Below are 19,171 nucleotides of genomic sequence, written 5' to 3'. Positions count from 1 at the left end.
CGTACGTTCCAAAATGAGCGCCGAAGAAAGGGGCGCCCCTCGTGGGCGCCCCGTTCGTTCCTCAGTCCAGCAGGGTCAGGGCCTGTTCCGCCGCGTCCCTGACCCGGGTCGGGTCGCTGGACGCCTTGCCGACGACGCGGATGCCCTGCAGCAGGACGAGCAGCATGCGGGCGAGGGTGCGCGGGTCGCGGCCGTCCGGGAGTTCGCCGCCGGCCCGGGCGCGGGTGAGGGCCGCGTACAGGAGGGTCTCGATCTGCTCCCAGCTGAGCTCGACGCGACGGGCGACCGCCGGGTCGTGCGGGCCGAGTTCCGCCGCCGAGTTGGTGACGAAACAGCCGTTCAGGCGTTCGTCGTCCGCCGCGGCCTCGGCGGCGAAGCGGCGGACGAGGGTCCGGACGGCGGGGAGGGCCGGGCCCGGCGCGGACAGCTCCTCGACGAGCCGGGGGTCCCGGGTCTCCAGGTAGCGGTCCATCGCCTTCAGGTACAGGTCGTGCTTGTTCCCGAAGGTGGCGTAGATGCTCGCGCGGCCGACGCCGAGGTGCTCGACGAGGTCCGCCATCGTCGTCGCCTCGTAGCCGCGCGCCCAGAACAGTTCGAGGGCTGCCTGGAGCGCGGCGTCCGGATCGAATTCCTTGGTCCTGGCCACGAGAAGACCGTACGACTTACTGGAACGATCGGTCAAGATCTCTCTAGGCGGTACGCACCGGGTAGACCGCCACCGCGACCTCGTCGTCGTCCAGACAGCGGCCCGTCTCCAGGTCGAAGCGCTGCTTCAGGAGCGGCGAGGCCACGAACGGCCGGCCGTCCGCCGAGCCCACGAGACCACGGGCGAGCACCTGCGCCCCCGTGAACGGGTCCCGGTTGTCGATCGCGTACGCCCGCCCCGCCCGGTCCCGGAAGACCGCGGCCTGCCGGCCGTCCGGGAGGAGCGCCGCCATGCCCCGCCCCGGGGTCAGCCGGGCCTCCTCGCAGACCGTCATCCAGGTGCCGGGGGAGGGGGAGAGTTCGAGCATGGCCACGGTGCGGTCGGTGAGAGTCGTCATCAGGAGGAAGCCCCTTCCAGCGTGCTGATCGTCGGTCCGAGCGTGAGGATCGTGAGGTCCGGCTTGATCTGGTCGCGCTCCGGCACGAAGCGGACCGAGGGGTCCGGCGCGTCCGGGGCGTTCACGAAGGAGACGAAGCGGCGCAGCCGGTCCGGATCGTCCAGGGTCTGCGCCCACTCGTCCTGGTAGCCCTCGACGTGCGCCGCCATCAGCGCCTCCAGCTCCTCGCACAGCCCCAGCGAGTCGTGCACCACCACGTCCTTCAGGTGGTCGAGCCCGCCCTCCAGCCGCTCCAGCCACGTCGACGTCCGCTCAAGGCGGTCCGCCGTCCGGATGTAGAACATCAGGAACCGGTCGATGAGCCGCACCAGTTCGGCGTCCGACAGGTCCTGCGCGAGCAGGTCCGCGTGGCGCGGGGTCGCACCGCCGTTGCCGCCGACGTACAGGTTCCAGCCGTTGGCCGTCGCGATGATCCCGAAGTCCTTCGACTGGGCCTCCGCGCACTCGCGGGCGCAGCCCGAGACCGCCGACTTCAGCTTGTGCGGGGCGCGCAGGCCCCGGTAGCGCAGTTCGAGCCGGATCGCCATCTTCACCGAGTCCTGGACGCCGTAACGGCACCAGGTCTGCCCGACGCAGGACTTCACCGTGCGCAGCGACTTGCCGTACGCGTGCCCCGACTCGAAGCCCGCGTCGACCAGGCGCGTCCAGATCGAGGGGAGCTGGTCCACCCGGGCGCCGAAGAGGTCGATCCGCTGGCCACCGGTGATCTTCGTGTAGAGCCCGAAGTCCCGTGCCACCTCGCCGATCACGATCAGTTTCTCCGGGGTGATCTCGCCGCCCGGGATGCGCGGCACGACCGAGTAGGAGCCGTTGCGCTGCATGTTCGCGAGGAAGTGGTCGTTGGTGTCCTGGAGGGAGGCCTGCTCCCCGTCCAGGATGTAGCCGCCCAAGCCCAATGTCGGGGCGAGGCTGGCCAGGATCGAGCCGACGGTCGGCTTGCAGACCTCGCAGCCCTCCCCGCCCTTCGCCCCGTCCCGCCCGTGCGAGTCGAGCAGCGCGGCGAAGGAGGTCACCCGCAGGGTGCGGGCGATCTCGTACAGCTCGCTGCGGGTGTACGAGAAGCAGCCGCAGAGCCCCTTGTCCTTCGCGGCCGGCAGCAGCTTCTCGATCACCTTCACGCAACTGCCGCAGCCCGTACCGGCCTTGGTGCATTTCTTCACCTCGGCCAGCGTCTCGCACTGGCCGATCGCGTGCTTCGTGACGTTGTGGCAGGAGCAGATCACCGCGTCGTCCGGCAGCGCCGACGGGCCCAGCGCCACCGGCGCGCCCGCGCCCGCCGGCAGGACCAGCTGCTCGGGGGAGACCGGCGGCACGGAACCCGTGAGCGGCCTCAGCAGCCCGTACTGCTCGGCGTCGCCGACCAGGACGCCGCCGAGCAGCACCCCGTCGCCGGAGATCACCAGCTTCTTGTAGACGCCCGAGCGGGAGTCCGAGTAGACGACGTCCAGGCAGCCCTCGGCCGTGCCGTGCGCGTCACCGAACGAGGCCACGTCCACGCCGAGCAGCTTCAGCTTCGTCGACATGTCGGCGCCCGTGAAGCCGTCGACCGTCTCGTCGGCGATCGCCGCCGCCGCCGTCTGCGCCATCTCGTAACCCGGCGCCACCAGGCCGTACACCCGGCCGTCCGAGGCCAGCGCGCACTCGCCGATCGCGAACACCGCCGGGTCGGACGTCCGGCACAGCTCGTCGACCGCGATGCCGCCGCGCTCGCCGACCGTCAGGCCGCAGTCGCGCGCCAGCTGGTCCCTGGGCCGTACACCCGCCGAGAACACCACCATGTCCGTGGCCAGTTCGGAGCCGTCCGACAGCTTCATCGCCGTCACGGAACCGTCGGCCGTCACGACCTCCTGGGTGCCGGTGCCCGTGTGGACGGTCAGACCCATCCGCTCGATCGTACGGAGCAGGGCCGCGCCGCCGCCCTCGTCGACCTGCACCGGCATCAGCCGCGGCGCGAACTCCACCACGTGCGTGTCCAGGCCGAGCCCCTTCAGCGCGCCCGCCGCCTCCAGGCCGAGCAGACCGCCGCCGACCACCGCGCCGGTCGTCGCCGTCTTGGCGTACTCCTCGATCGCGAGCAGGTCCTCGATCGTCCGGTACACGAAGCAGCCCTTGGCGTCCTTGCCCGGGACGGGCGGCACGAAGGGGTACGAGCCGGTGGCCAGGACGAGGGTGTCGTAGGCGAAGACCCGGCCGGAGCGGGCGGTGACGGTACGGGCCTCCCGGTCGACGGCCTCGGCCGCGTCGCCCACGTACAGCTCGATGCCGTGCTTCGCCATGAAGCCGGCCTCGACCATCGACAGGTCGTCGGGCGTCTTCCCCGAGAAGTACGAGGTCAGCTGCACGCGGTCATAGGCCGGACGCGGCTCCTCGCAGAGCACCACGATCCGGGCCCGCTCCGTGACGCCACGGTCGGCGAGCGCCTCCAGGAACCGCTGGCCGACCATTCCGTGGCCGACCAGAACGATGGTGGGGGTGGTCATCAGGAGCCTCCGTCGTGGGTGAGCAGGTGGAGCAGGGGAGCCTCGTCGGGCAGGGCCTCATCGCCCTCCCAGGCTCTGGCGAGCGCGCCGACCGCGGCCAGATCGCCGAGGAGGACGCCCCCGACGAGCCGGTCCCCGCGGACGACGACCTTCCGATAAGCGCTGCGGGTCGCGTCGGTCAGCTGCACGACGTCGTCCCCGGGGCGTGCCGTCACCTCGCCGAACGCGGCGAGGTCCAGCGGCTGCGCGCCGCCGAGGGTCAGCCGGGTCAGCGCGCGGGTGCCGGTGTAGCGGGCGCCGCCGAGCTCGGTGCCGAGCAGGTCCGCCAGGACGTCGGCCTGTTCGAGCGCCGGCCCCGCGAGGCCGTAGCTCCGTCCTTCGTGCTCCGCGCAGTCGCCGATGGCGTGGATGTACGGGTCAGAGGTGCGGAGTTCGTCGTCGACGACGATGCCCGTGGAGACGGCGAGTCCCGCCTCGCGGGCGAGCGCGACCCGGGGGCGGACCCCGCAGGCCAGGACGACGACCTGGGCGTCCAGGACGAAACCGTCGGCGAGTTCGACCGCGGTGACCGCCCCGTCCCGCCGGCGGAGGCCGCTGACCCGGCACTCGGTGTGCACCTCGACACCGAGGGACTCGACGTGCTCGCGGAGCAGAGCCGAGGCGTGCACGTCGAGTTGACGCTCCATCAGCCGCTCGCCCTGCTGGGTGAGGACGACCTCGGCGCCGAGCGCGGCGAGCGCGCGGGCCGCCGAGACGCCGAGCAGGCCGCCGCCGATGACGACGGCACGGACACCGGGCCGGACGAGGGAGCGGAGCGCCAGACAGTCGTCGAGGGTGCGGAACGGGTGCACGCCGGCCGGCAGCTCCGCGCCGCGCAGTCCGCGCAGCGGCGGAAGCACCGGGTTGGAGCCGGTGGCGAGGACGAGCCGGTCGTAGCCGACGAGGGTGCCGTCGGCGCATTCGACCGTGCGGGCCGCCCGGTCGATCCGCACCGCGCGCACCCCGAGGCGGGCCGGCTCGCGGGTCCCGGGCAGCGCGACGACCTCGGGGGCGTACCGCCCGGCGAGGACGTCGGCGAGCAGCACCCTGTTGTAGGGGGCGTGCGGCTCCTCGCCGAGGAGGGTGACGGGCAGGCGCTGGGCGAGCCGGGCGCCCGCCGTTCCGCCCCCGACCACCACGATCCGTGTACTCATACCCGGAAGAGTGCGCGGCGGGTGTTTCCCGACGGCATCCCGACTGTTTCCCGTACGGAACGCTGATCTCAGCCGCGGCTCCGGTGCGCTGTGAGGGCCGGGGAGGGTTAACCGGCGATCAGCCTCGGCTCAAGCCCGGCTTAAGGATGCGGGGGAGCGGACGAAGCCGCCGATTCCCGTATACGGGCCGCCCTAGGGTGCCGGATGTGACCACCGAGGCTCGCCCCCACCCCCTCTACGTACCCCTGTCCCGGCCCACCCCCACCGAGCGGGCGGCCCCGACCTCCACCCGGGACGCGATACCCGGCCCGGTCCTGAGCACGACCCCGCCCCCGCCCCCGCGCCTCGCCCCCGAGCGGCTGCGGAACGGGATCGTCGGCGGCGCGGGGGCGCTCGCCCTCCTCTGGGGCGTACAGGCGCGGCCGTCCGCACGGCTCGACGCGTTCTTCGCGACGGGCGCGCACCTCACCGGACTGCTCGCCGGGTACGGCGTGCTCGTCCTGCTGCTGCTCATGGCCCGCGTCCCGGCCGTCGAGCACGGGGTGGGCGCGGACCGGCTCGCCCGGTGGCACGCGCTCGGCGGCCGGTACGTCCTCGGGCTCATCGCGGCGCACGCGGTCCTCGCGCTGTGCGGATACGCCGTGCACACCCGTACCGACCTCGTCACCGCCACCGGGGACCTGCTGTCCTACGGGGCCATCGCCGCCGCCACCGCCGGCACCGCCCTGTTCACGGCCGTCGGGATCACCTCCGCGCGCGGCGTACGGAAGCGGGTCGGGCACGAGACCTGGCGGGCGGTCCACCTCGGCGCCCTGCTCGCCGCCGCGCTCGGCTTCGTCCACCAGCTCGCGGGACCCGACCTGGCGGGCGGGCCCGTCACCCGCTGGCTGTGGGCGATGGCGCACGCCACCGTCGCCGTCCTCCTCCTCTGGTACCGCCTCGCCGTCCCCGTACGGGCGGCGCTCCGGCACGAACTGCGGGTCGTCGAGGTCCGCGACGAAGGGCCCGGCGTGGTCTCCGTCCTCGTCCGCGGCAGGGGAGTCGAGCGCCTCCACGCCGAACCCGGCCAGTTCTTCCGCTGGCGCTTCCTGCGCCCCGGCCTCTGGGCGACCGCCCTGCCCTTCTCGCTCTCCGCGCCGGTCAAGGACGACACCCTGCGGATCACCGTCAAGGCGCTCGGCGACCACACCCGCCGCGTCCGGCGGCTGCGCCCCGGCACCCGGGTCCTCGCCGCCGGGCCGTTCGGCGCGCTCACCGCCCACCGCCGCACCCGCCGCAAGGTCCTGCTGCTCGCCGGCGGCGTCGGCATCACCCCGCTGCGGGCCCTCTTCGAGACGCTGCCCGGCGGGCCGGGGGACGTGACCCTCCTCTACCGCGCGTCCGACGAGACCGGCCTCGTCCTGCGCGCCGAACTGGAGACGATCGCCCGCGCACGGCAGGCCGCCCTGCACTTCCTGCTCGGACCCTCGGACGGCGCGTTCGACCCCCTGGCGCCGCGCGCGCTGCGGGAGCTCGTACCCGATCTCGCCGCCCACGACGTGTACCTGTGCGGCCCGCCCGGCATGGCCAGGGCCGCGAGCGACTCCCTGACCCGGGCCGGGGTGCCGGCCTCCCGCATCCACAGCGAGGACTTCGGACATGGCTAGACACAGCGCGCGCCGCCCCCCGGCCGAGCTCGCCAGGCGGCGGCTCGCCGCGGCCCTCGCCGGCGCCGGAGCGCTCGCCGCGACGCTGCTCACGGCGGTCGTCACCCCGGCCGCGCCGCCCGCCCCGGACCGGGAGCCGGGCGCCGCAACCTCAGAACTGGCTCAACGATGAGGTGATCGATGGACGGGGCAACGATCTCCTCCGTAGGGTCACGGCCATGCCCGAGATATCGCTGACCACCCTTGTCCTGCTGTGTCTCGCCGCGCTCGTGGCGGGCTGGATCGACGCCGTGGTGGGCGGCGGGGGGCTGCTCCAGCTGCCCGCCCTGCTGCTCGGGCTCCCGCACGTCCAGGCCGCGCACGTCCTCGGCACCAACAAGGCCGTCTCGATCGTGGGCACCACCGGCGCCGCGATCACCTACCTCCGCAAGGCGCCCGTCCAGGTGGGAACGGCGGTACGGATCGGGCTCGCCGCCCTCGCCGGCTCGATGGGCGGAGCCTTCTTCGCGGCCGGCATCAGCAGCGAGGTGCTGCGGCCGGTGATCATGGCGGTGCTGGTGGCGGTCGCCGCGTTCGTGATGCTGCGGCCGTCCTTCGGCGTGCGGCCCGAGGGGGAGGACCGGGCGCCGCTGACCCGGGCCAGGATCGTCACCGCGATCGTGCTCGTCGGCGGCGGCATCGGCTTCTACGACGGCCTGTTCGGCCCCGGCACCGGGACCTTCCTCGTCCTCGCGCTCACCGCCGTGCTCCACCTGGACCTGGTGACCGCCTCCGCCACCGCCAAGATCGTCAACGTCTGCACCAACGCGGGCGCGCTCGCCATGTTCGCCTACCAGGGCAGCGTCTACTGGCAGCTCGCCGGCGTCATGGCGGTCTTCAACCTGGCGGGCGGGATGCTCGGGGCCCGGATGGCGCTGAGCAGGGGCGCCGAGTTCGTCCGCGGGGTGCTGCTCGTCGTGGTCTTCTCGCTGGTCGCGAAGCTCGCCTTCGACCAGTGGGCGTGACGCGGCCCGCTCTCCGCTACCTGACCCCGATGAGGTGGCCGAAGGCGACCACGTTGCCCTGGTAGCCGTTCTTCTTCGAGAAGCCGCCACCGCAGGTGATCACCCGGATCTCGGCGCGGCCGGCCTCGTCGTACACCTTGCGGTCGGGGAAGTGCGCGTTGTCGTAGACCTCGACCGCGTCGACGGTGAACACGGCGGTACGGCCGTCCTGCCGGTCCACCTCGATCCGGTGGCCCTTCTTCAGCGCGCCCAGCGTGTAGAAGACGGCGGGGCCGTCGGCGTTGTCCACGTGGCCCGCGATCACGGCCGTGCCCTTCGCCCCGGGCGCCGTGCCGTCCCCGTACCAGCCGGCGAGGTTGCGGTTCCCGGCCGGCGGCACCTCCAGGGCGCCGTTCGCGCCCAGGCCCAGCCGCATCATCGGGGTGTCCACGTCGGTCTCCGGGATGCGCAGCCGGACCGGCGCCGACGGCGGCAGCGGGTCGGCGGCCGCGTCCGTGTGCACGCTCGGACCGGCGGCGAAGGCCTGGGCGGCGGACGGCACGGGCGGGGTGACGTGCTCCGAGCCGTTCTGGACGAGCCAGAGCCCGGCGAAGGCGGCCACGGCTATGCCCCAGCCCTTGCTCCTGTTGCTCACCTGGGTTCCCTCGGTCGGTTCGCGGAGGTGGCCCTGCCCCCGCCGGGCCGTGTACGGGCGCGCGGCGGGGGCAGGACAGGCGGTGGTCTCAGTGCCCCTGCGCGCCGCTCGCCCGGCGGCGCAGGAGCAGGACACCGCCGACGGCAGCCGCGGCCAGCACCGCCGCGCCCGCCGTGACCTGGGCGGTGTCGGGGCCCACACTGCCCCCGACACCGGTCTGTACGTGCCCGCTCGGGCTCCGGTGCTTCACGGTCAGCTCGCCCCGGGCCGTCCGCCCGTTGTCACAGGCGACACTGATCCAGTACGTACCGGCCTTGGCGTGCTCCGGAATGGTGAACTGCCCGACCACGACCTCCTTGTGCGTGCTCGGGTTCAGCTGGAACTCGCCCGCGCCGAGCGAGTTCGCGTCGCCGACCCCGTGCCCGTGCTTTCCGCAGGCCAGGGTGTTGACGGTGACCGTGGTGCCCGGCGACGCGGACCACGGGAAGATCTCCAGCGACTCGGAGTTCTCGTTGTTCGCGTACGCCATCGGGGCGGCGAACGCCCCGAGCGCGACGACCGTCAGCGCGGTACCGGTGAACAGGCGGGCAGTGGTGCGCATGGGGATCCTCCGGGGCGCGCGTGCGGTCATGCCGGGCGGTCCTCCCGGGAGGGACACCCGGAAACGGACCTTCTGTGACCGAGATAAAGGCCGCGCCACGCCCCCCGCCTGCTGATGGGGCATCAGGATTGGTCCTTCCGATACGGAGTGTCGACTGGATCGTCAACGTTTCCGCAGGTCAGACCGGATTATGAGGCGTCACCTGACACTCCGTGCCGAACGGGTGACGGAGGGGTCCCCCCGGCCCCGGCCGCCCGCCGGGGCGCGCCTACAGCGCCTCGGCCGCCACCGAGTCGTACGCCGCGCGCACCCGCTCCATCAGCGCCTCGTCCACCGCGAAGGCGAGCTCGTCGACGGCCGTGACGGCGGCGATGGTGCGGGAGTTGGTGACGAGCGCGGCCCGGAAGTCCGGAAGGTCGGCCAGGGTGACCGGGCGGCGGACCGACGGGGTCAGCGGCGCGAGGAGCCCCATGGTGATGCCTTCGAGGCAGGGGGCGGACGGCCAGACGAGGGAGGCGCCGTCCCAGAAGGCGATGTTGGTGACGGCACCCTCGGCGATCTCGCCGTACGGGGAGACGAGGAGCGCCTCGTCGAAGCCGGCCCGTACGGCCGCCTCGCGGTGGTAGCTCTGCCCGAAGCCGCCCAGGTGCTTGATGTGCGCGGCCGGGCGCCAGTACTCGGCGGTGGTCAGTCGCTGCGGGGCGGCCAGGCCGTCCGGGGCCGGATCGGCGACGGTCACCGCGATCCGGACGCCCGGGTACACGTACACCCGCAGCGAGACGTCCCGCCGCCCGGCCTTCTCCAGGGCGCCGGCGGCCAGGGCGCGCACCCGGCCGCCGTCCAGGCCCTCGCCGAAGAGCTCGCGGGTGGAGCGGTCGAGGCGGGCGAGGTGCAGGTCGAGCCCCTTCACGCGGCCGTCCCTGACCTGCATCGCCGTGAAGTGGCCGTAGCCGGTCATGACGGCCGAGAGGAGCGCCGGGTCGGTCACCGGGACGCCGTCGAACTCGATGTGTGCGGGAGGAGTCGTCATGCCCACACCGTACGACCTGGAATCGGCGCTTGACCTCAACCAAACTTGAGGTACCACGATCATCCGCATGGACCTCACGAACTCCACTTCCCCCGCCGTCGTTTCGGCCCCCCTGACCCTCGCCCTGATCGTCGCGAGCGACCGCGAAGGCCGCTTCGGGCCCGTCGTCGCCGACTGGTTCCGCGCCCGGCTCGCCGAGCGCGAGGACTTCACCGTCACCGTCGTCGACCTCGCCGGGATCGACCTCCCCACCTCCCTCTCGTACGACCCGTCGCCCGCCGTCCGCGCCGAACTCGCCAAGGTCACCCCGGCCCTGGCCGAGGCCGACGCCTTCGTCGTCGTCACCCCCGAGTACAACCACTCCTTCCCCGCCTCCCTCAAGAACCTCATCGACCGGCACTACACCGAGTGGCAGGCCAAGCCCGTCGGCTTCGTCTCCTACGGCGGCATCTCCGGCGGCCTGCGGGCCGTCGAACAACTCCGCCAGATCTTCGCCGAGTTGCACGCCGTCACCGTCCGCGACGGCGTCTCCTTCCACCACGCCCACGGCCAGTTCGACGCGGACGGCGGCCACAAGGACCCGGCCGCCGCCGAGGGCGCCGCCAAGACGCTGCTCGACCAGCTCGGCTGGTGGGGACGCGCCCTCAAGGACGCCAAGTCCCTCCGCCCGTACGGCTCGTGAGGACCCGCCGCCATGCTGACCCGCCTCCTCGTCCCCCGCCTCAGGCCCTACCGGCCGCTCCTCGTCCTCCTCGTCGCCCTCCAGCTCGTCCAGTCCCTCGCCTCCCTCGCCCTGCCCACCCTCAACGCCGGCGTCATCGACCACGGCGTGCTGCGCGGGGACACCGGCCGGGTCCTCGGCGGCGGCGCCGCCATGATCGGCGTCACCCTGCTCCAGGCGGCCGCCGCGGCCGCCGCCACCTACACCGGCGCCAGGATCGCCATGGGCGTCGCCCGCGACCTGCGCTCCGAGGTCTTCCGCCGGGTGCAGGACTTCTCGGCCCGTGAGCGCGGCCGCTTCGGCGCCGCCTCGCTGATCACCCGTACCACCAACGACGTCCAGCAGATCCAGACGTTCGCCGTGCTCGCCCTGACGATGCTGGTCGCCGCGCCGCTGCTGTGCGTCGGCGGGATCGCCATGGCGCTGCGCCAGGACGTGCCGCTCGCCCTGGTCCTGCTGCTGTTCGTGCCGGTGATGACGGGCGCCGTCGGCACCGTCGTGCTGCGGATGCGGCCCCTCTTCCGGGGCATGCAGGAGCGCGTCGACCGGGCCAACCGGGTGCTGCGGGAGCAGATCACCGGCGTCCGGGTGGTCCGCGCCTTCGTCCGCGACCGGCACGAGCGGGAACGGTTCGCCACCGCCAACGACGAGCTGCTCGGCGTCGGCCTCCGGGCCGGCCGGCTCCAGGCCCTGATGTTCCCGACCGTCCTGATCGTCTGGCAGTTGACCACCGTCGTCCTCGTGTACGTCGGCGCCCACCGCATCGACTCCGGAGCCCTCCAGCCCGGCGGGCTCTTCGCCTTCCTCGGCTACCTGCTCCAGACCTCGATGTCCGTGATGATGGTCCTCTTCCTGCTCATGCACATGCCGAGGGCCGAGGCCGGCGCCGAGCGCGTCCGCGAAGTCCTCGACACCCGGCCCTCCGTCGCCCCGCCCGCCGACCCCGTCCGGACCCTCCCCGGCCCCGGCCGCCTCGACATCGAGGGCGTCGGCTTCCGGTACCCGGGCGCGGAGGAGCCGGTCCTCAAGGACGTCGAGCTTGTGGCGCGGCCCGGTGAGACCACCGCGATCATCGGCTCCACCGGCAGCGGCAAGTCGACCCTCCTCGGGCTCGTGCCCCGCCTCTTCGACGCCACCGGCGGCGACGTCCTCGTCGACGGCGTCGACGTCAGGAAGCTCGACCCCCAGCTGATGGCCAGGACCGTCGGCCTCGTCCCCCAGAAGCCGTACCTCTTCTCCGGGACCGTCGCCACCAACCTCCGTTACGGCAAGCCCGACGCCACCGACGAGGAACTCTGGCACGCCCTGGAGGTCGCCCAGGCCGCCGACTTCGTGCGGGGACTCGACGAAGGGCTCGACGCTCCCGTCTCCCAGGGCGGCACCAACTTCTCCGGCGGACAGCGGCAGCGCCTCGCCATCGCCCGCGTCCTCGTCGCCCGCCCCCGCCTCTACCTCTTCGACGACTCCTTCTCGGCGCTCGACCCGAGGACCGACGCCCTGCTCAGGGACGCCCTGCGCGAGGAGACGGCGGACTCGACCGTGGTGATCGTCGCCCAGCGCGTCTCCACCATCCGGCACGCCGACCGGATCGTCGTCCTCGACCGGGGCCGGACCGTCGGCACCGGCACCCACACGTCCCTCATGCGGGACAACGCCACCTACCGGGAGATCGTCCTCTCCCAGCTCACCGAGGAGGAAGCCGCATGAGCCCCGTCCTCTCCCGGCCCGCCCAGGAGGAAGCCGCATGAGCACGGCCACGGCGACCCGCCCCCCGCACCCCACCACGCCCGCCCGCAGCGGGCCGCCGCCCCAGCGCGGCCCCGGCCTCGCGACCCCCTCCCTCGAACGCTCACTGTCCTTCCGCTCCTCCGGCCTCCGGCTGCTGCGCACCCTCGCCCCCGACCGGGCCCGGCTGCTCGCCGTCCTCGCCGCCGGGCTCACGGCCGTCGTCCTGTCCGTCAGCGGCCCGTTCCTCCTCGGCCGGGCCACCGACCTCGTGGTGAAGGGCGCCACCGGCGGCGGGGTCGACTTCGCCGCCGTCGGCCGGATCCTCGCCGTCTCCGTCGCCGTCGTCGCCGGCTCCTCGCTGTTCACCTGGCTCCAGCTGCGGATCGCCACCACCGTCGTCCAGCGGGCCGGCCACCGGCTCAGGGAACGGGCCCAGCACAAGCTGGGCCGGCTGCCCCTGACGTACCTCGACGGACAGCCCCGCGGCGAGGTCCTCTCCCGCACCACCAACGACATCGACAACATCACGCAGACCCTCCAACAGGCCTTCAGCCAGATGGTCCGGGCCCTGCTCAGCCTCGTCGCCGTCCTCGTGATGATGTTCTGGATCTCCCCGGTCCTCGCCCTGGTCGCCCTCGCCACCGTGCCCGTCTCGGTCGCCGTCGCCGCCTACGTCGGCCGGCGCGCCCAGCCGCAGTTCGTGCAGCAGTGGGCGGTCACGGGACGGCTCGGCAGCCACGTCGAGGAGATGATCACCGGCCACACCGAGGTCGTCGCCTTCGGCCGCCGCGCCGAGGCCGTCCGCCGCTTCGACGAGCTCGGCGAGGAGCTCTACCGGGCGAGCTTCCGGGCCCAGTTCGTCTCCGGCTTCATCCAGCCGGCCCTGACCCTCGTCGGCAACCTGAACTACGTCGTCATCGCCGTCGTCGGCGGCCTGCGGGTCGCGAGCGGCACCCTGACCGTCGGCGACGTCCAGGCCTTCGTCCAGTACTCGTACGACTTCAACGGCCCCATCAACCAGATCGCCGCCATGGCCAACCTCCTCCAGTCCGGGGTGGCCTCCGCCGAGCGGGTCTTCGACCTCCTCGACGCCGAGGAGGAGTCCCCGGACCCGGCGGACCCGGAGCGGCCCGCCGCACTCCGCGGCCGCGTCTCCTTCGAGAAGGCCGCCTTCCGCTACGAGCCCGGCAAGCCGCTCATCGAGGACCTGTCCCTCACCGTCGAGCCCGGCCGGACCGTCGCCATCGTCGGCCCGACCGGCGCCGGCAAGACCACCCTGGTCAACCTGCTCATGCGGTTCCACGAGGTCACCGGCGGCCGGATCACCCTCGACGGCGTCGACATCGCGCACATGACCCGCGAGGAGCTGCGCTCCGGCATCGGCATGGTCCTCCAGGACACCTGGCTCTTCGGCGGCACCATCGCCGACAACATCGCGTACGGGGTGCCCGGCGAGGTCTCGCGGGAACGGATCGTCGCCGCCGCACGGGCCGCGCACGCCGACCGGTTCATCCGCACCCTCCCCGACGCCTACGACACCGTCCTCGACGAGGACGGCGGAGGCCTCAGCGCCGGCGAGAAGCAGCTGGTCACCCTGGCCCGCGCCTTCCTCTCCGACCCGGTGATCCTCGTCCTCGACGAGGCCACCAGCTCCGTCGACACCCGCACCGAACTGCTCGTCCAGCAGGCCATGGCCTCGCTCCGCGCGGGCCGCACCAGCTTCGTCGTCGCCCACCGGCTCTCCACGATCCGCGACGCCGACACCATCCTGGTGATGGACGGCGGAGCCATCGCCGAGCAGGGCACCCACGAGGAACTCCTCGCCGCCGGCGGGGCCTACGCCCGGCTGCACGCCGCCCAGTTCGCCCGTACGGTGGGGGCGTGATCGTCACCGTCCGCACCACCACCGACACGCGCGCCAAGGCCGACGCCCTGGCGCGCGGCGCCGTCGAGGCCCGGCTCGCCGCCTGCGCCCAGATCTCCGGGCCCGTCACCTCCGTCTACCACTGGCGCGACGCGATCGAGACCACCGAGGAGTGGCAGGTCGTGTTCAAGACCACCGAGGCCCGCTACCCGGTCCTGGAGGCCCACCTCCTCGCCGCCCACGACTACGAGACCCCCGAGATCCTCGCCACCCGGGTGACCCGCGTCAGCGAGGACTACGCCCGCTGGGTCGAGCGCGAGACCTCCGCCGCCGCCCCGGCGGTCGAGAACCTGACGCCGGCCCACGAGGAGCGCCCGTTCTTCGTCTACGGCACGCTGCGCCCGGGGGCGTACAACCACGACCGGTTCCTCGCCGGCCGGATCGGCACCGAGGACGACGCCGTCCTGCACGGGGCCGTCCTGCACGACGGCCCCGGCTACCCGTACGTCGTCCCGGCCGCCGCCGGGCAGGTCGTCGGCACCCTCCTCACCCCCACGTCCGGCGACTACCTCGAACTCTTCGGCCTGCTCGACCGCCTTGAGCTGCCCGTCGGCTACGAGCGGACGGCGATGGACGTCGTACGGGTATGGGACGGGGCGCGGGTCTCCGCCTGGGTGTTCCTCGCCGCCCCGGACGCGCCCCTCGGCCCGGTCATCGAGAGCGGCGACTGGTTCAGCCGGCCGTAGCGACTAGACGCGCTCCAGGCGGACCGCGCACACCTTGAACTCGGGCATCCGGGAGACCGGGTCGAGCGCCGGGTTCACCAGCGTGTTCGCCCGCCCCTCCCCGTACCAGTGGAACGGCATGAAGACGGTGTCCGGGCGGATCGACGCGGTGATCCGGGCGGGCGCGACGGCCCGGCCGCGCCGGGAGACCACCGCGAGCCGCTCGCCCTCGGCCACCCCGAGCCGCTCGGCGAGCCGCGGGTGCAGCTCCACGAACGGGCCGGGCGCCGCCGCGTTCAGCTCGTCCACCCGGCGGGTCTGCGCCCCCGACTGGTACTGGGACACCACCCGGCCGGTGGTCAGGACGACCGGATAGTCGGCGTCCGTCTCCTCGGCCGCCGCCCGGTGCACCACCGGCACGAACCGGGCCCGCCCGTCCGGCGTCGCGAACCGGTCGAGGAAGAGCCGCGGGCTGCCCGCGTGACCCTCGTCCGGGCAGGGCCAGAAGACGCCCTGCTCCTCCTCGATCCGCCGGTAGCTGATGCCCGCGTAGTCGGCGGGCCCGCCGGCCGACGCGCGCCGCAGCTCCCCGAAGACCTCCTCCGGGTCCGTCGGGAAGCCCTTCTCCCAGCCGAGCAGCCCGGCCAGCGCGTGCAGCACCTCCAGGTCGCTGCGCACCCCGGCCGGTGGCGTGAGGGCGCGGCGGCGCAGCAGCACGCGGCCCTCCAGGTTCGTCATCGTGCCGGTCTCCTCCGCCCACTGCGTCACGGGCAGGACGACGTCGGCGAGGGCGGCGGTCTCCGAGAGCACCACGTCCGCGACGGCGAGGAAGTCGAGCGACCGCAGCCGCTCCTCGACGTGCGCGGCGCGCGGCGCCGACACCACCGGGTTGGAGCCCATGAGCAGCAGCGCCTTCACGTCGCCGCCGAGCGCGTCGAGAAGCTCGTACGCGCTCCGCCCCGGCCCCGGCAGCGACTCCGGCGGCACCCCCCAGACGCCGGCGACGTGCGCGCGGGCGGCCGGGTCGTCCAGCTTGCGGTAGCCGGGCAGCTGGTCGGCCTTCTGGCCGTGCTCGCGGCCGCCCTGGCCGTTGCCCTGGCCGGTGAGGCAGCCGTAGCCGCTCAGCGGCCGGCCCGCCCTGCCGGTGGCGAGGCAGAGGTTGATCCAGGCGCCGACGGTGTCGGTGCCCTTCGACTGCTGCTCGGGGCCGCGCGCGGTCAGCACCATGCCGCTGCCCGCGTCGCAGAACATCGCGACCGCCTCGCGCAGGCGCGGCACCGACACCCCGGTGATCCGCTCGACCTGCTCGGGCCAGTGCGCCATCGCCCCGGCGCGGGCCGCCTCCCAGCCGTCGGTGCGCCCCGCCACGAACTCCTCGTCCACCCGCCCCTCGGCCACGACGAGGTGGAGCATGCCGAGGGCGAGCGCCAGGTCGGTGCCGGGGCGCGGGGCCAGGTGCAGATCGGCCTGCTCGGCGGTGCGGGTGCGGCGCGGGTCGACGACGATCAGCTTCCCGCCGTTCTCCCTCAGCTCGGTGAGGTAGCGCAGCGCGGGCGGCATCGTCTCGGCGAGGTTCGAGCCGACGAGGATCACACAGCCCGTCTTCGGGATGTCCTCCAGCGGGAACGGCAGCCCCCGGTCGAGCCCGAAGGCCCGCTGGTGCGCGGCGGCCGCCGACGACATGCAGAAGCGGCCGTTGTAGTCGATCTGCGAGGTGCCGAGCACCAGCCGGGCGAACTTGCCCAGCGTGTACGCCTTCTCGTTGGTGAGACCGCCGCCGCCGAAGACCCCCACGGCATCGGGACCGTGGTCGGCGCGGGTCAGACGAAGTCCGTCGGCGACGGCGGCGAGCGCCTCCTCCCAGGACGCGGGCCGCAGGACCCCCGTGTCAGGGCATCGGACCAGGGGCTCGGTGAGCCTGACCCGGGAGGAGAGTACGGAGGGGGCGGTGCGGCCCTTGCCGCACAGCGCGCCCCGGTTGACGGGGAAGTCGGTCCGCTCGACCACCTCGGCGGGCAGCTCCGCGGCGCCCGTGGCGCGCAGCGACATCCCGCACTGCAGCGCGCAGTAGGGGCAGTGGGTGGGCACGGTGGCGGCGTCGGACATGCGGCCAGCCTGCGTCCGCCGTGTTACGCCGGGCCGCGCCCCGTATTACGACCGCGGTGCTCTCCGCTCCGCGCGGTCCCGGGACGAGGGTGAGGCCGAGCCCTCCGTTCGTTCTCAGTGTGGGGGTGAGGCCAGGGCCTTGGTGACGCCGTCCTCGGCCGGGCCGAGGAAGTGCGGGTCGGGGCGGAGGGCCGCCTCCAGGGCGGCCTTGCCGGCCGCGAGGACCTCGCGGGTGGTGCCGTAGTACCAGACGCTGTCGTGCGGCTCGGGGACCCCGACCCCGTACGCGTCGACCCCGGCCCGCCCGCACAGCGCCACCGCGCGCTTGATGTGGAAGTCCTGGGTGACGAGGACCGCCCGGTCGACGCCGAAGATCCTGCGGGCCCGGACGCAGGAGTCCCAGGTGTCGAAGCCCGCGTAGTCGCTGACGATCCGGCCGTCCGGCACTCCGCGCTCGGTCAGATAGGTCCGCATGGCGCTCGGCTCGTCGTATGCGGTCCTGCTGTTGTCGCCGGTGACGAGCAGGACCCGGACCTTGCCCGTCCGGTACAGCTCGGCCGCCGCGTCGAGCCGGTGCGCGAGGTACGGGGTGGGGCGCCCGTTCCACAGCCCGGCGCCGAACACGACGGCGACGTCCCTCGCCGGTACGTCGGCGGTGGTACGGAGCTTCCCGGCGGCCGCCGTGTGCATCCACGTCGCCGGCGCGAGCGCGAGGACCGCGCCCGCCATCAGGGCCTGCACGGTCCGGCGGCGGGCCCGGGTGGTGCGCGGGATCAACCGGGTGAGCCGTGCCGGCATGCGGGAACCTCCGAGGTAAGCGGACCGCTGCCGATCCGTCACCCCGTCCGACGCGCTTCGGCCGCGTTCGGTTCACCGGCCGCCTTGTCTGTTCCGTACAGCACACTCGCGAGGCCCATCCCGAGCAGCATCCCGAGCAGCTGCGCGGCCGCGTACGAGGGCACGGACGCGGGCGCGATCCCGGTGAACGAGTCCGAGAACGCCCGGCCCAGGGTGGCCGCCGGATTGGCGAAGGAGCCGGAGGAGGTGAACCAGATCGCCGCCCCGATGTACCCGGCGACGGCGACCGGCGCGAGCCCCGGGCGGCCGATGTGCCCGAGGCCCCGCACCACGAGGACGAGACCCGCGGTCGCCACGGCCTCCCCGAGCAGCAGGTGCAGCGCCGACCGCGGCTCGGTCGCCCACGCCCCCGGCGCCCGCCCGAACATCGCCTCCGCCAGCAGGGCGCCCGCCACCGCCCCCGCGAGCTGCGCGGCGATGTACACGAACACCTCGCGCCCCTTGCCCGCCCCCCTTCGGGACCACCACTCGGACAGCGTCACGACCGGGTTGAAGTGCGCCCCGGACAGCGGGCCGATCAGCGCGATGAGCAGGCCGAGACCGATGGCGGACGCGGCGGCGTTGGCGAGCAGCCGGACGCCGATGTCCTGGCTCAGGGCGTCGGCCCGGATGCCGGAACCGACGACGACGGCGACCAGCGCCGCCGTACCGATGAACTCGGCGGCGGCGCGCCGGGGGAGTGCGGGCGGGGACATTCTCATAGTGGAAAAGATATTCCGTGATTCGGAACGAAAAAAGAGGGGCGGGGCAGACGGATCGCTCCGTACGATCCGCGCATGATCAACAAGGACGTCCTGGACGACGCGGTCCGCAACAACGCCGAGTGGTGCGAGGCCATGTGCCGGGCCCACGGCCTCTCCGGCACCTTCGGACCCCGGGCCTGGACCAGCGCCACCCGCACCCCGCTCTACTACCCGGACGCGGTGACGCTGGCCGAGGACACGGCGGCCGAGGACTTCCTCGACGTCATCGACCGCACCGCCCCCGGTGCCTCCGTCAAGGACAGCCACGCACGGCTCGACCTGGAGCCCAAGGGCTTCCGGCTGCTCTTCGAGGCACAGTGGATCGCCCGCCCCGCCGGCCTTCCCGCGCCCTCGGCCGCCGGCGACTGGCGCCCCGTCCGCACCCCGGAGGAGCTCGCCGCCTGGGCCCTCGCCTGGAGCGGCGACGACGCCGACGACGCGGCGCTCTTCCGCCCCGAACTCCTCGCCGACCCCGCCACGACCATCGTCGCGGGGTACTCCCCCGAGGGCACGATCCTCGGCGGCGCGGTGCTCAGCGCGAGCGCCCGCGTCACCGGCGTCTCCAACCTCTTCACGACGGGCGACACCGACCCCTCGTCCATCTGGGCCGGCGCCCTCGCCTCCGCCCCCGCCGACCGCCCCCTCGTCGGCTACGAGTCGGGCGACGACCTGCCCCCCGCCCTCGCCGCCGGCTTCGAGACGATCGGCCCCCTCCGCGTCTGGCTGAGCGCCTGA

At 73.6% G+C, this 19,171-nt stretch carries 18 protein-coding genes; 8 read left to right on the top strand and 10 right to left on the bottom strand.

What is annotated here, in order from left to right:
- Window positions 1-61 precede the first annotated feature (61 nt).
- Genes ACZ7G1_RS20035 through ACZ7G1_RS20020 form a run of 4 tightly spaced genes read right to left on the bottom strand, consistent with a single transcriptional unit; the run spans window position 62 to window position 4,776 of the window.
- Window positions 62-646: a TetR/AcrR family transcriptional regulator gene (locus ACZ7G1_RS20035; RefSeq protein ID WP_470873174.1), complete on the bottom strand. Its 585-nt coding sequence runs from the start codon at window positions 644-646 to the stop codon at window positions 62-64.
- A gap of 43 nt (window positions 647-689) precedes the next feature.
- Window positions 690-1,043: a nitrite reductase small subunit NirD gene (gene nirD, locus ACZ7G1_RS20030; protein ID WP_470873176.1), complete on the bottom strand. Its 354-nt coding sequence runs from the start codon at window positions 1,041-1,043 to the stop codon at window positions 690-692.
- Window positions 1,043-3,583 (bottom strand): nitrite reductase large subunit NirB, encoded by a 2,541-nt coding sequence (gene nirB / locus ACZ7G1_RS20025; RefSeq protein ID WP_470873178.1) that lies wholly within the window; start codon window positions 3,581-3,583, stop codon window positions 1,043-1,045. Before nirB ends, nirD begins: the two co-directional genes overlap by 1 nt.
- A complete protein-coding gene (locus ACZ7G1_RS20020) occupies window positions 3,583-4,776 on the bottom strand; it encodes an NAD(P)/FAD-dependent oxidoreductase (RefSeq protein WP_470873180.1) in 1,194 nt (397 codons plus the stop codon). The genes nirB and ACZ7G1_RS20020 overlap by 1 nt, the downstream gene beginning before the upstream one ends.
- Before the next feature lie 197 nt (window positions 4,777-4,973).
- Here ACZ7G1_RS20020 and ACZ7G1_RS20015 point away from each other — a divergent pair, with 197 nt between their 5' ends.
- Genes ACZ7G1_RS20015 through ACZ7G1_RS20005 form a run of 3 tightly spaced genes read left to right on the top strand, consistent with a single transcriptional unit; the run spans window position 4,974 to window position 7,426 of the window.
- Window positions 4,974-6,422: a ferredoxin reductase family protein gene (locus tag ACZ7G1_RS20015; protein ID WP_470873181.1), complete on the top strand. Its 1,449-nt coding sequence runs from the start codon at window positions 4,974-4,976 to the stop codon at window positions 6,420-6,422.
- Window positions 6,415-6,594: a hypothetical protein gene (locus ACZ7G1_RS20010; RefSeq protein WP_470873182.1), complete on the top strand. Its 180-nt coding sequence runs from the start codon at window positions 6,415-6,417 to the stop codon at window positions 6,592-6,594. Before ACZ7G1_RS20015 ends, ACZ7G1_RS20010 begins: the two co-directional genes overlap by 8 nt.
- A gap of 46 nt (window positions 6,595-6,640) precedes the next feature.
- Window positions 6,641-7,426, top strand: a complete 786-nt coding sequence (locus tag ACZ7G1_RS20005) for a sulfite exporter TauE/SafE family protein (protein ID WP_470873184.1) — start codon at window positions 6,641-6,643, stop codon at window positions 7,424-7,426.
- A gap of 16 nt (window positions 7,427-7,442) precedes the next feature.
- On the opposite strand, the gene ACZ7G1_RS20000 is transcribed toward ACZ7G1_RS20005, so the two are convergent.
- From ACZ7G1_RS20000 to ACZ7G1_RS19990, 3 genes are all read right to left on the bottom strand, one after another.
- Window positions 7,443-8,060 carry a class F sortase gene (locus ACZ7G1_RS20000; RefSeq protein WP_470873186.1) on the bottom strand — a complete coding sequence of 206 codons (618 nt, stop codon included), beginning with the start codon at window positions 8,058-8,060 and terminating at the stop codon, window positions 7,443-7,445.
- An 88-nt stretch (window positions 8,061-8,148) separates the two neighbouring features.
- Window positions 8,149-8,661, bottom strand: a complete 513-nt coding sequence (locus ACZ7G1_RS19995; protein WP_470873188.1) for a hypothetical protein — start codon at window positions 8,659-8,661, stop codon at window positions 8,149-8,151.
- 268 nt (window positions 8,662-8,929) lie between these two features.
- Entirely contained in the window at window positions 8,930-9,691 is a 762-nt protein-coding gene (locus ACZ7G1_RS19990; protein WP_470873189.1) for an aminotransferase class IV, read from the bottom strand.
- 67 nt (window positions 9,692-9,758) lie between these two features.
- On the opposite strand from ACZ7G1_RS19990, the gene ACZ7G1_RS19985 reads away from it, so the two are divergent.
- From ACZ7G1_RS19985 to cutA, 4 genes are read left to right on the top strand one after another with little or no spacing between them, the layout of a single operon-like run.
- Window positions 9,759-10,373 carry an NADPH-dependent FMN reductase gene (locus ACZ7G1_RS19985; protein ID WP_470873191.1) on the top strand — a complete coding sequence of 205 codons (615 nt, stop codon included), beginning with the start codon at window positions 9,759-9,761 and terminating at the stop codon, window positions 10,371-10,373.
- Between the two features lie 12 nt (window positions 10,374-10,385).
- Window positions 10,386-12,119 carry an ABC transporter ATP-binding protein gene (locus ACZ7G1_RS19980; RefSeq protein ID WP_470873193.1) on the top strand — a complete coding sequence of 578 codons (1,734 nt, stop codon included), beginning with the start codon at window positions 10,386-10,388 and terminating at the stop codon, window positions 12,117-12,119.
- 37 nt (window positions 12,120-12,156) lie between these two features.
- Window positions 12,157-14,025, top strand: coding sequence for an ABC transporter ATP-binding protein (locus tag ACZ7G1_RS19975; RefSeq protein ID WP_470873195.1), 1,869 nt, complete (start codon window positions 12,157-12,159; stop codon window positions 14,023-14,025).
- Entirely contained in the window at window positions 14,022-14,750 is a 729-nt protein-coding gene (gene cutA, locus ACZ7G1_RS19970; protein ID WP_470873197.1) for a divalent cation tolerance protein CutA, read from the top strand. Before ACZ7G1_RS19975 ends, cutA begins: the two co-directional genes overlap by 4 nt.
- A 3-nt stretch (window positions 14,751-14,753) precedes the next feature.
- Here the strand turns inward: cutA and ACZ7G1_RS19965 are convergent, their stop codons facing one another.
- The 3 genes from ACZ7G1_RS19965 to ACZ7G1_RS19955 all read right to left on the bottom strand — a co-directional run bounded on the left by ACZ7G1_RS19965 (window position 14,754) and on the right by ACZ7G1_RS19955 (window position 18,394).
- Window positions 14,754-16,835 carry a molybdopterin oxidoreductase family protein gene (locus ACZ7G1_RS19965; protein ID WP_470873198.1) on the bottom strand — a complete coding sequence of 694 codons (2,082 nt, stop codon included), beginning with the start codon at window positions 16,833-16,835 and terminating at the stop codon, window positions 14,754-14,756.
- A 114-nt stretch (window positions 16,836-16,949) separates the two neighbouring features.
- Window positions 16,950-17,633 (bottom strand): SanA/YdcF family protein, encoded by a 684-nt coding sequence (locus ACZ7G1_RS19960; protein ID WP_470873199.1) that lies wholly within the window; start codon window positions 17,631-17,633, stop codon window positions 16,950-16,952.
- A gap of 38 nt (window positions 17,634-17,671) precedes the next feature.
- The gene (locus ACZ7G1_RS19955; RefSeq protein ID WP_470873201.1) at window positions 17,672-18,394 is read right to left on the bottom strand and encodes an aquaporin; all 723 of its coding nucleotides are present in this window, start codon (window positions 18,392-18,394) and stop codon (window positions 17,672-17,674) included.
- Between the two features lie 75 nt (window positions 18,395-18,469).
- Here ACZ7G1_RS19955 and ACZ7G1_RS19950 point away from each other — a divergent pair, with 75 nt between their 5' ends.
- Window positions 18,470-19,171 carry a hypothetical protein gene (locus tag ACZ7G1_RS19950; RefSeq protein ID WP_470873203.1) on the top strand — a complete coding sequence of 234 codons (702 nt, stop codon included), beginning with the start codon at window positions 18,470-18,472 and terminating at the stop codon, window positions 19,169-19,171.

It is taken from the genome of Streptomyces sp. NPDC037273 (assembly GCF_055603625.1).
The sequence above is the reverse complement of the archived record's forward strand: the minus strand, read 5'-3'. Positions and strand labels throughout refer to the sequence as shown.

Excerpts from the sequence above, each read along its gene's own strand:
- ACZ7G1_RS19980 (WP_470873193.1), top strand. The coding sequence starts at position 10,386 with ATGCTGACCCGCCTCCTCGTCCCCCGCCTCAGGCCCTACCGGCCGCTC.
- nirD (WP_470873176.1), bottom strand. The coding sequence starts at position 1,043 with ATGACGACTCTCACCGACCGCACCGTGGCCATGCTCGAACTCTCCCCC.
- ACZ7G1_RS20005 (WP_470873184.1), top strand. The coding sequence starts at position 6,641 with ATGCCCGAGATATCGCTGACCACCCTTGTCCTGCTGTGTCTCGCCGCG.
- ACZ7G1_RS19950 (WP_470873203.1), top strand. The coding sequence starts at position 18,470 with ATGATCAACAAGGACGTCCTGGACGACGCGGTCCGCAACAACGCCGAG.
- ACZ7G1_RS19955 (WP_470873201.1), bottom strand. The coding sequence starts at position 18,394 with ATGAGAATGTCCCCGCCCGCACTCCCCCGGCGCGCCGCCGCCGAGTTC.
- ACZ7G1_RS19990 (WP_470873189.1), bottom strand. The coding sequence starts at position 9,691 with ATGACGACTCCTCCCGCACACATCGAGTTCGACGGCGTCCCGGTGACC.
- ACZ7G1_RS19965 (WP_470873198.1), bottom strand. The coding sequence starts at position 16,835 with ATGTCCGACGCCGCCACCGTGCCCACCCACTGCCCCTACTGCGCGCTG.
- ACZ7G1_RS19975 (WP_470873195.1), top strand. The coding sequence starts at position 12,157 with ATGAGCACGGCCACGGCGACCCGCCCCCCGCACCCCACCACGCCCGCC.
- ACZ7G1_RS19995 (WP_470873188.1), bottom strand. The coding sequence starts at position 8,661 with ATGCGCACCACTGCCCGCCTGTTCACCGGTACCGCGCTGACGGTCGTC.
- ACZ7G1_RS20020 (WP_470873180.1), bottom strand. The coding sequence starts at position 4,776 with ATGAGTACACGGATCGTGGTGGTCGGGGGCGGAACGGCGGGCGCCCGG.
- ACZ7G1_RS19960 (WP_470873199.1), bottom strand. The coding sequence starts at position 17,633 with ATGCCGGCACGGCTCACCCGGTTGATCCCGCGCACCACCCGGGCCCGC.
- ACZ7G1_RS19985 (WP_470873191.1), top strand. The coding sequence starts at position 9,759 with ATGGACCTCACGAACTCCACTTCCCCCGCCGTCGTTTCGGCCCCCCTG.
- nirB (WP_470873178.1), bottom strand. The coding sequence starts at position 3,583 with ATGACCACCCCCACCATCGTTCTGGTCGGCCACGGAATGGTCGGCCAG.
- ACZ7G1_RS20010 (WP_470873182.1), top strand. The coding sequence starts at position 6,415 with ATGGCTAGACACAGCGCGCGCCGCCCCCCGGCCGAGCTCGCCAGGCGG.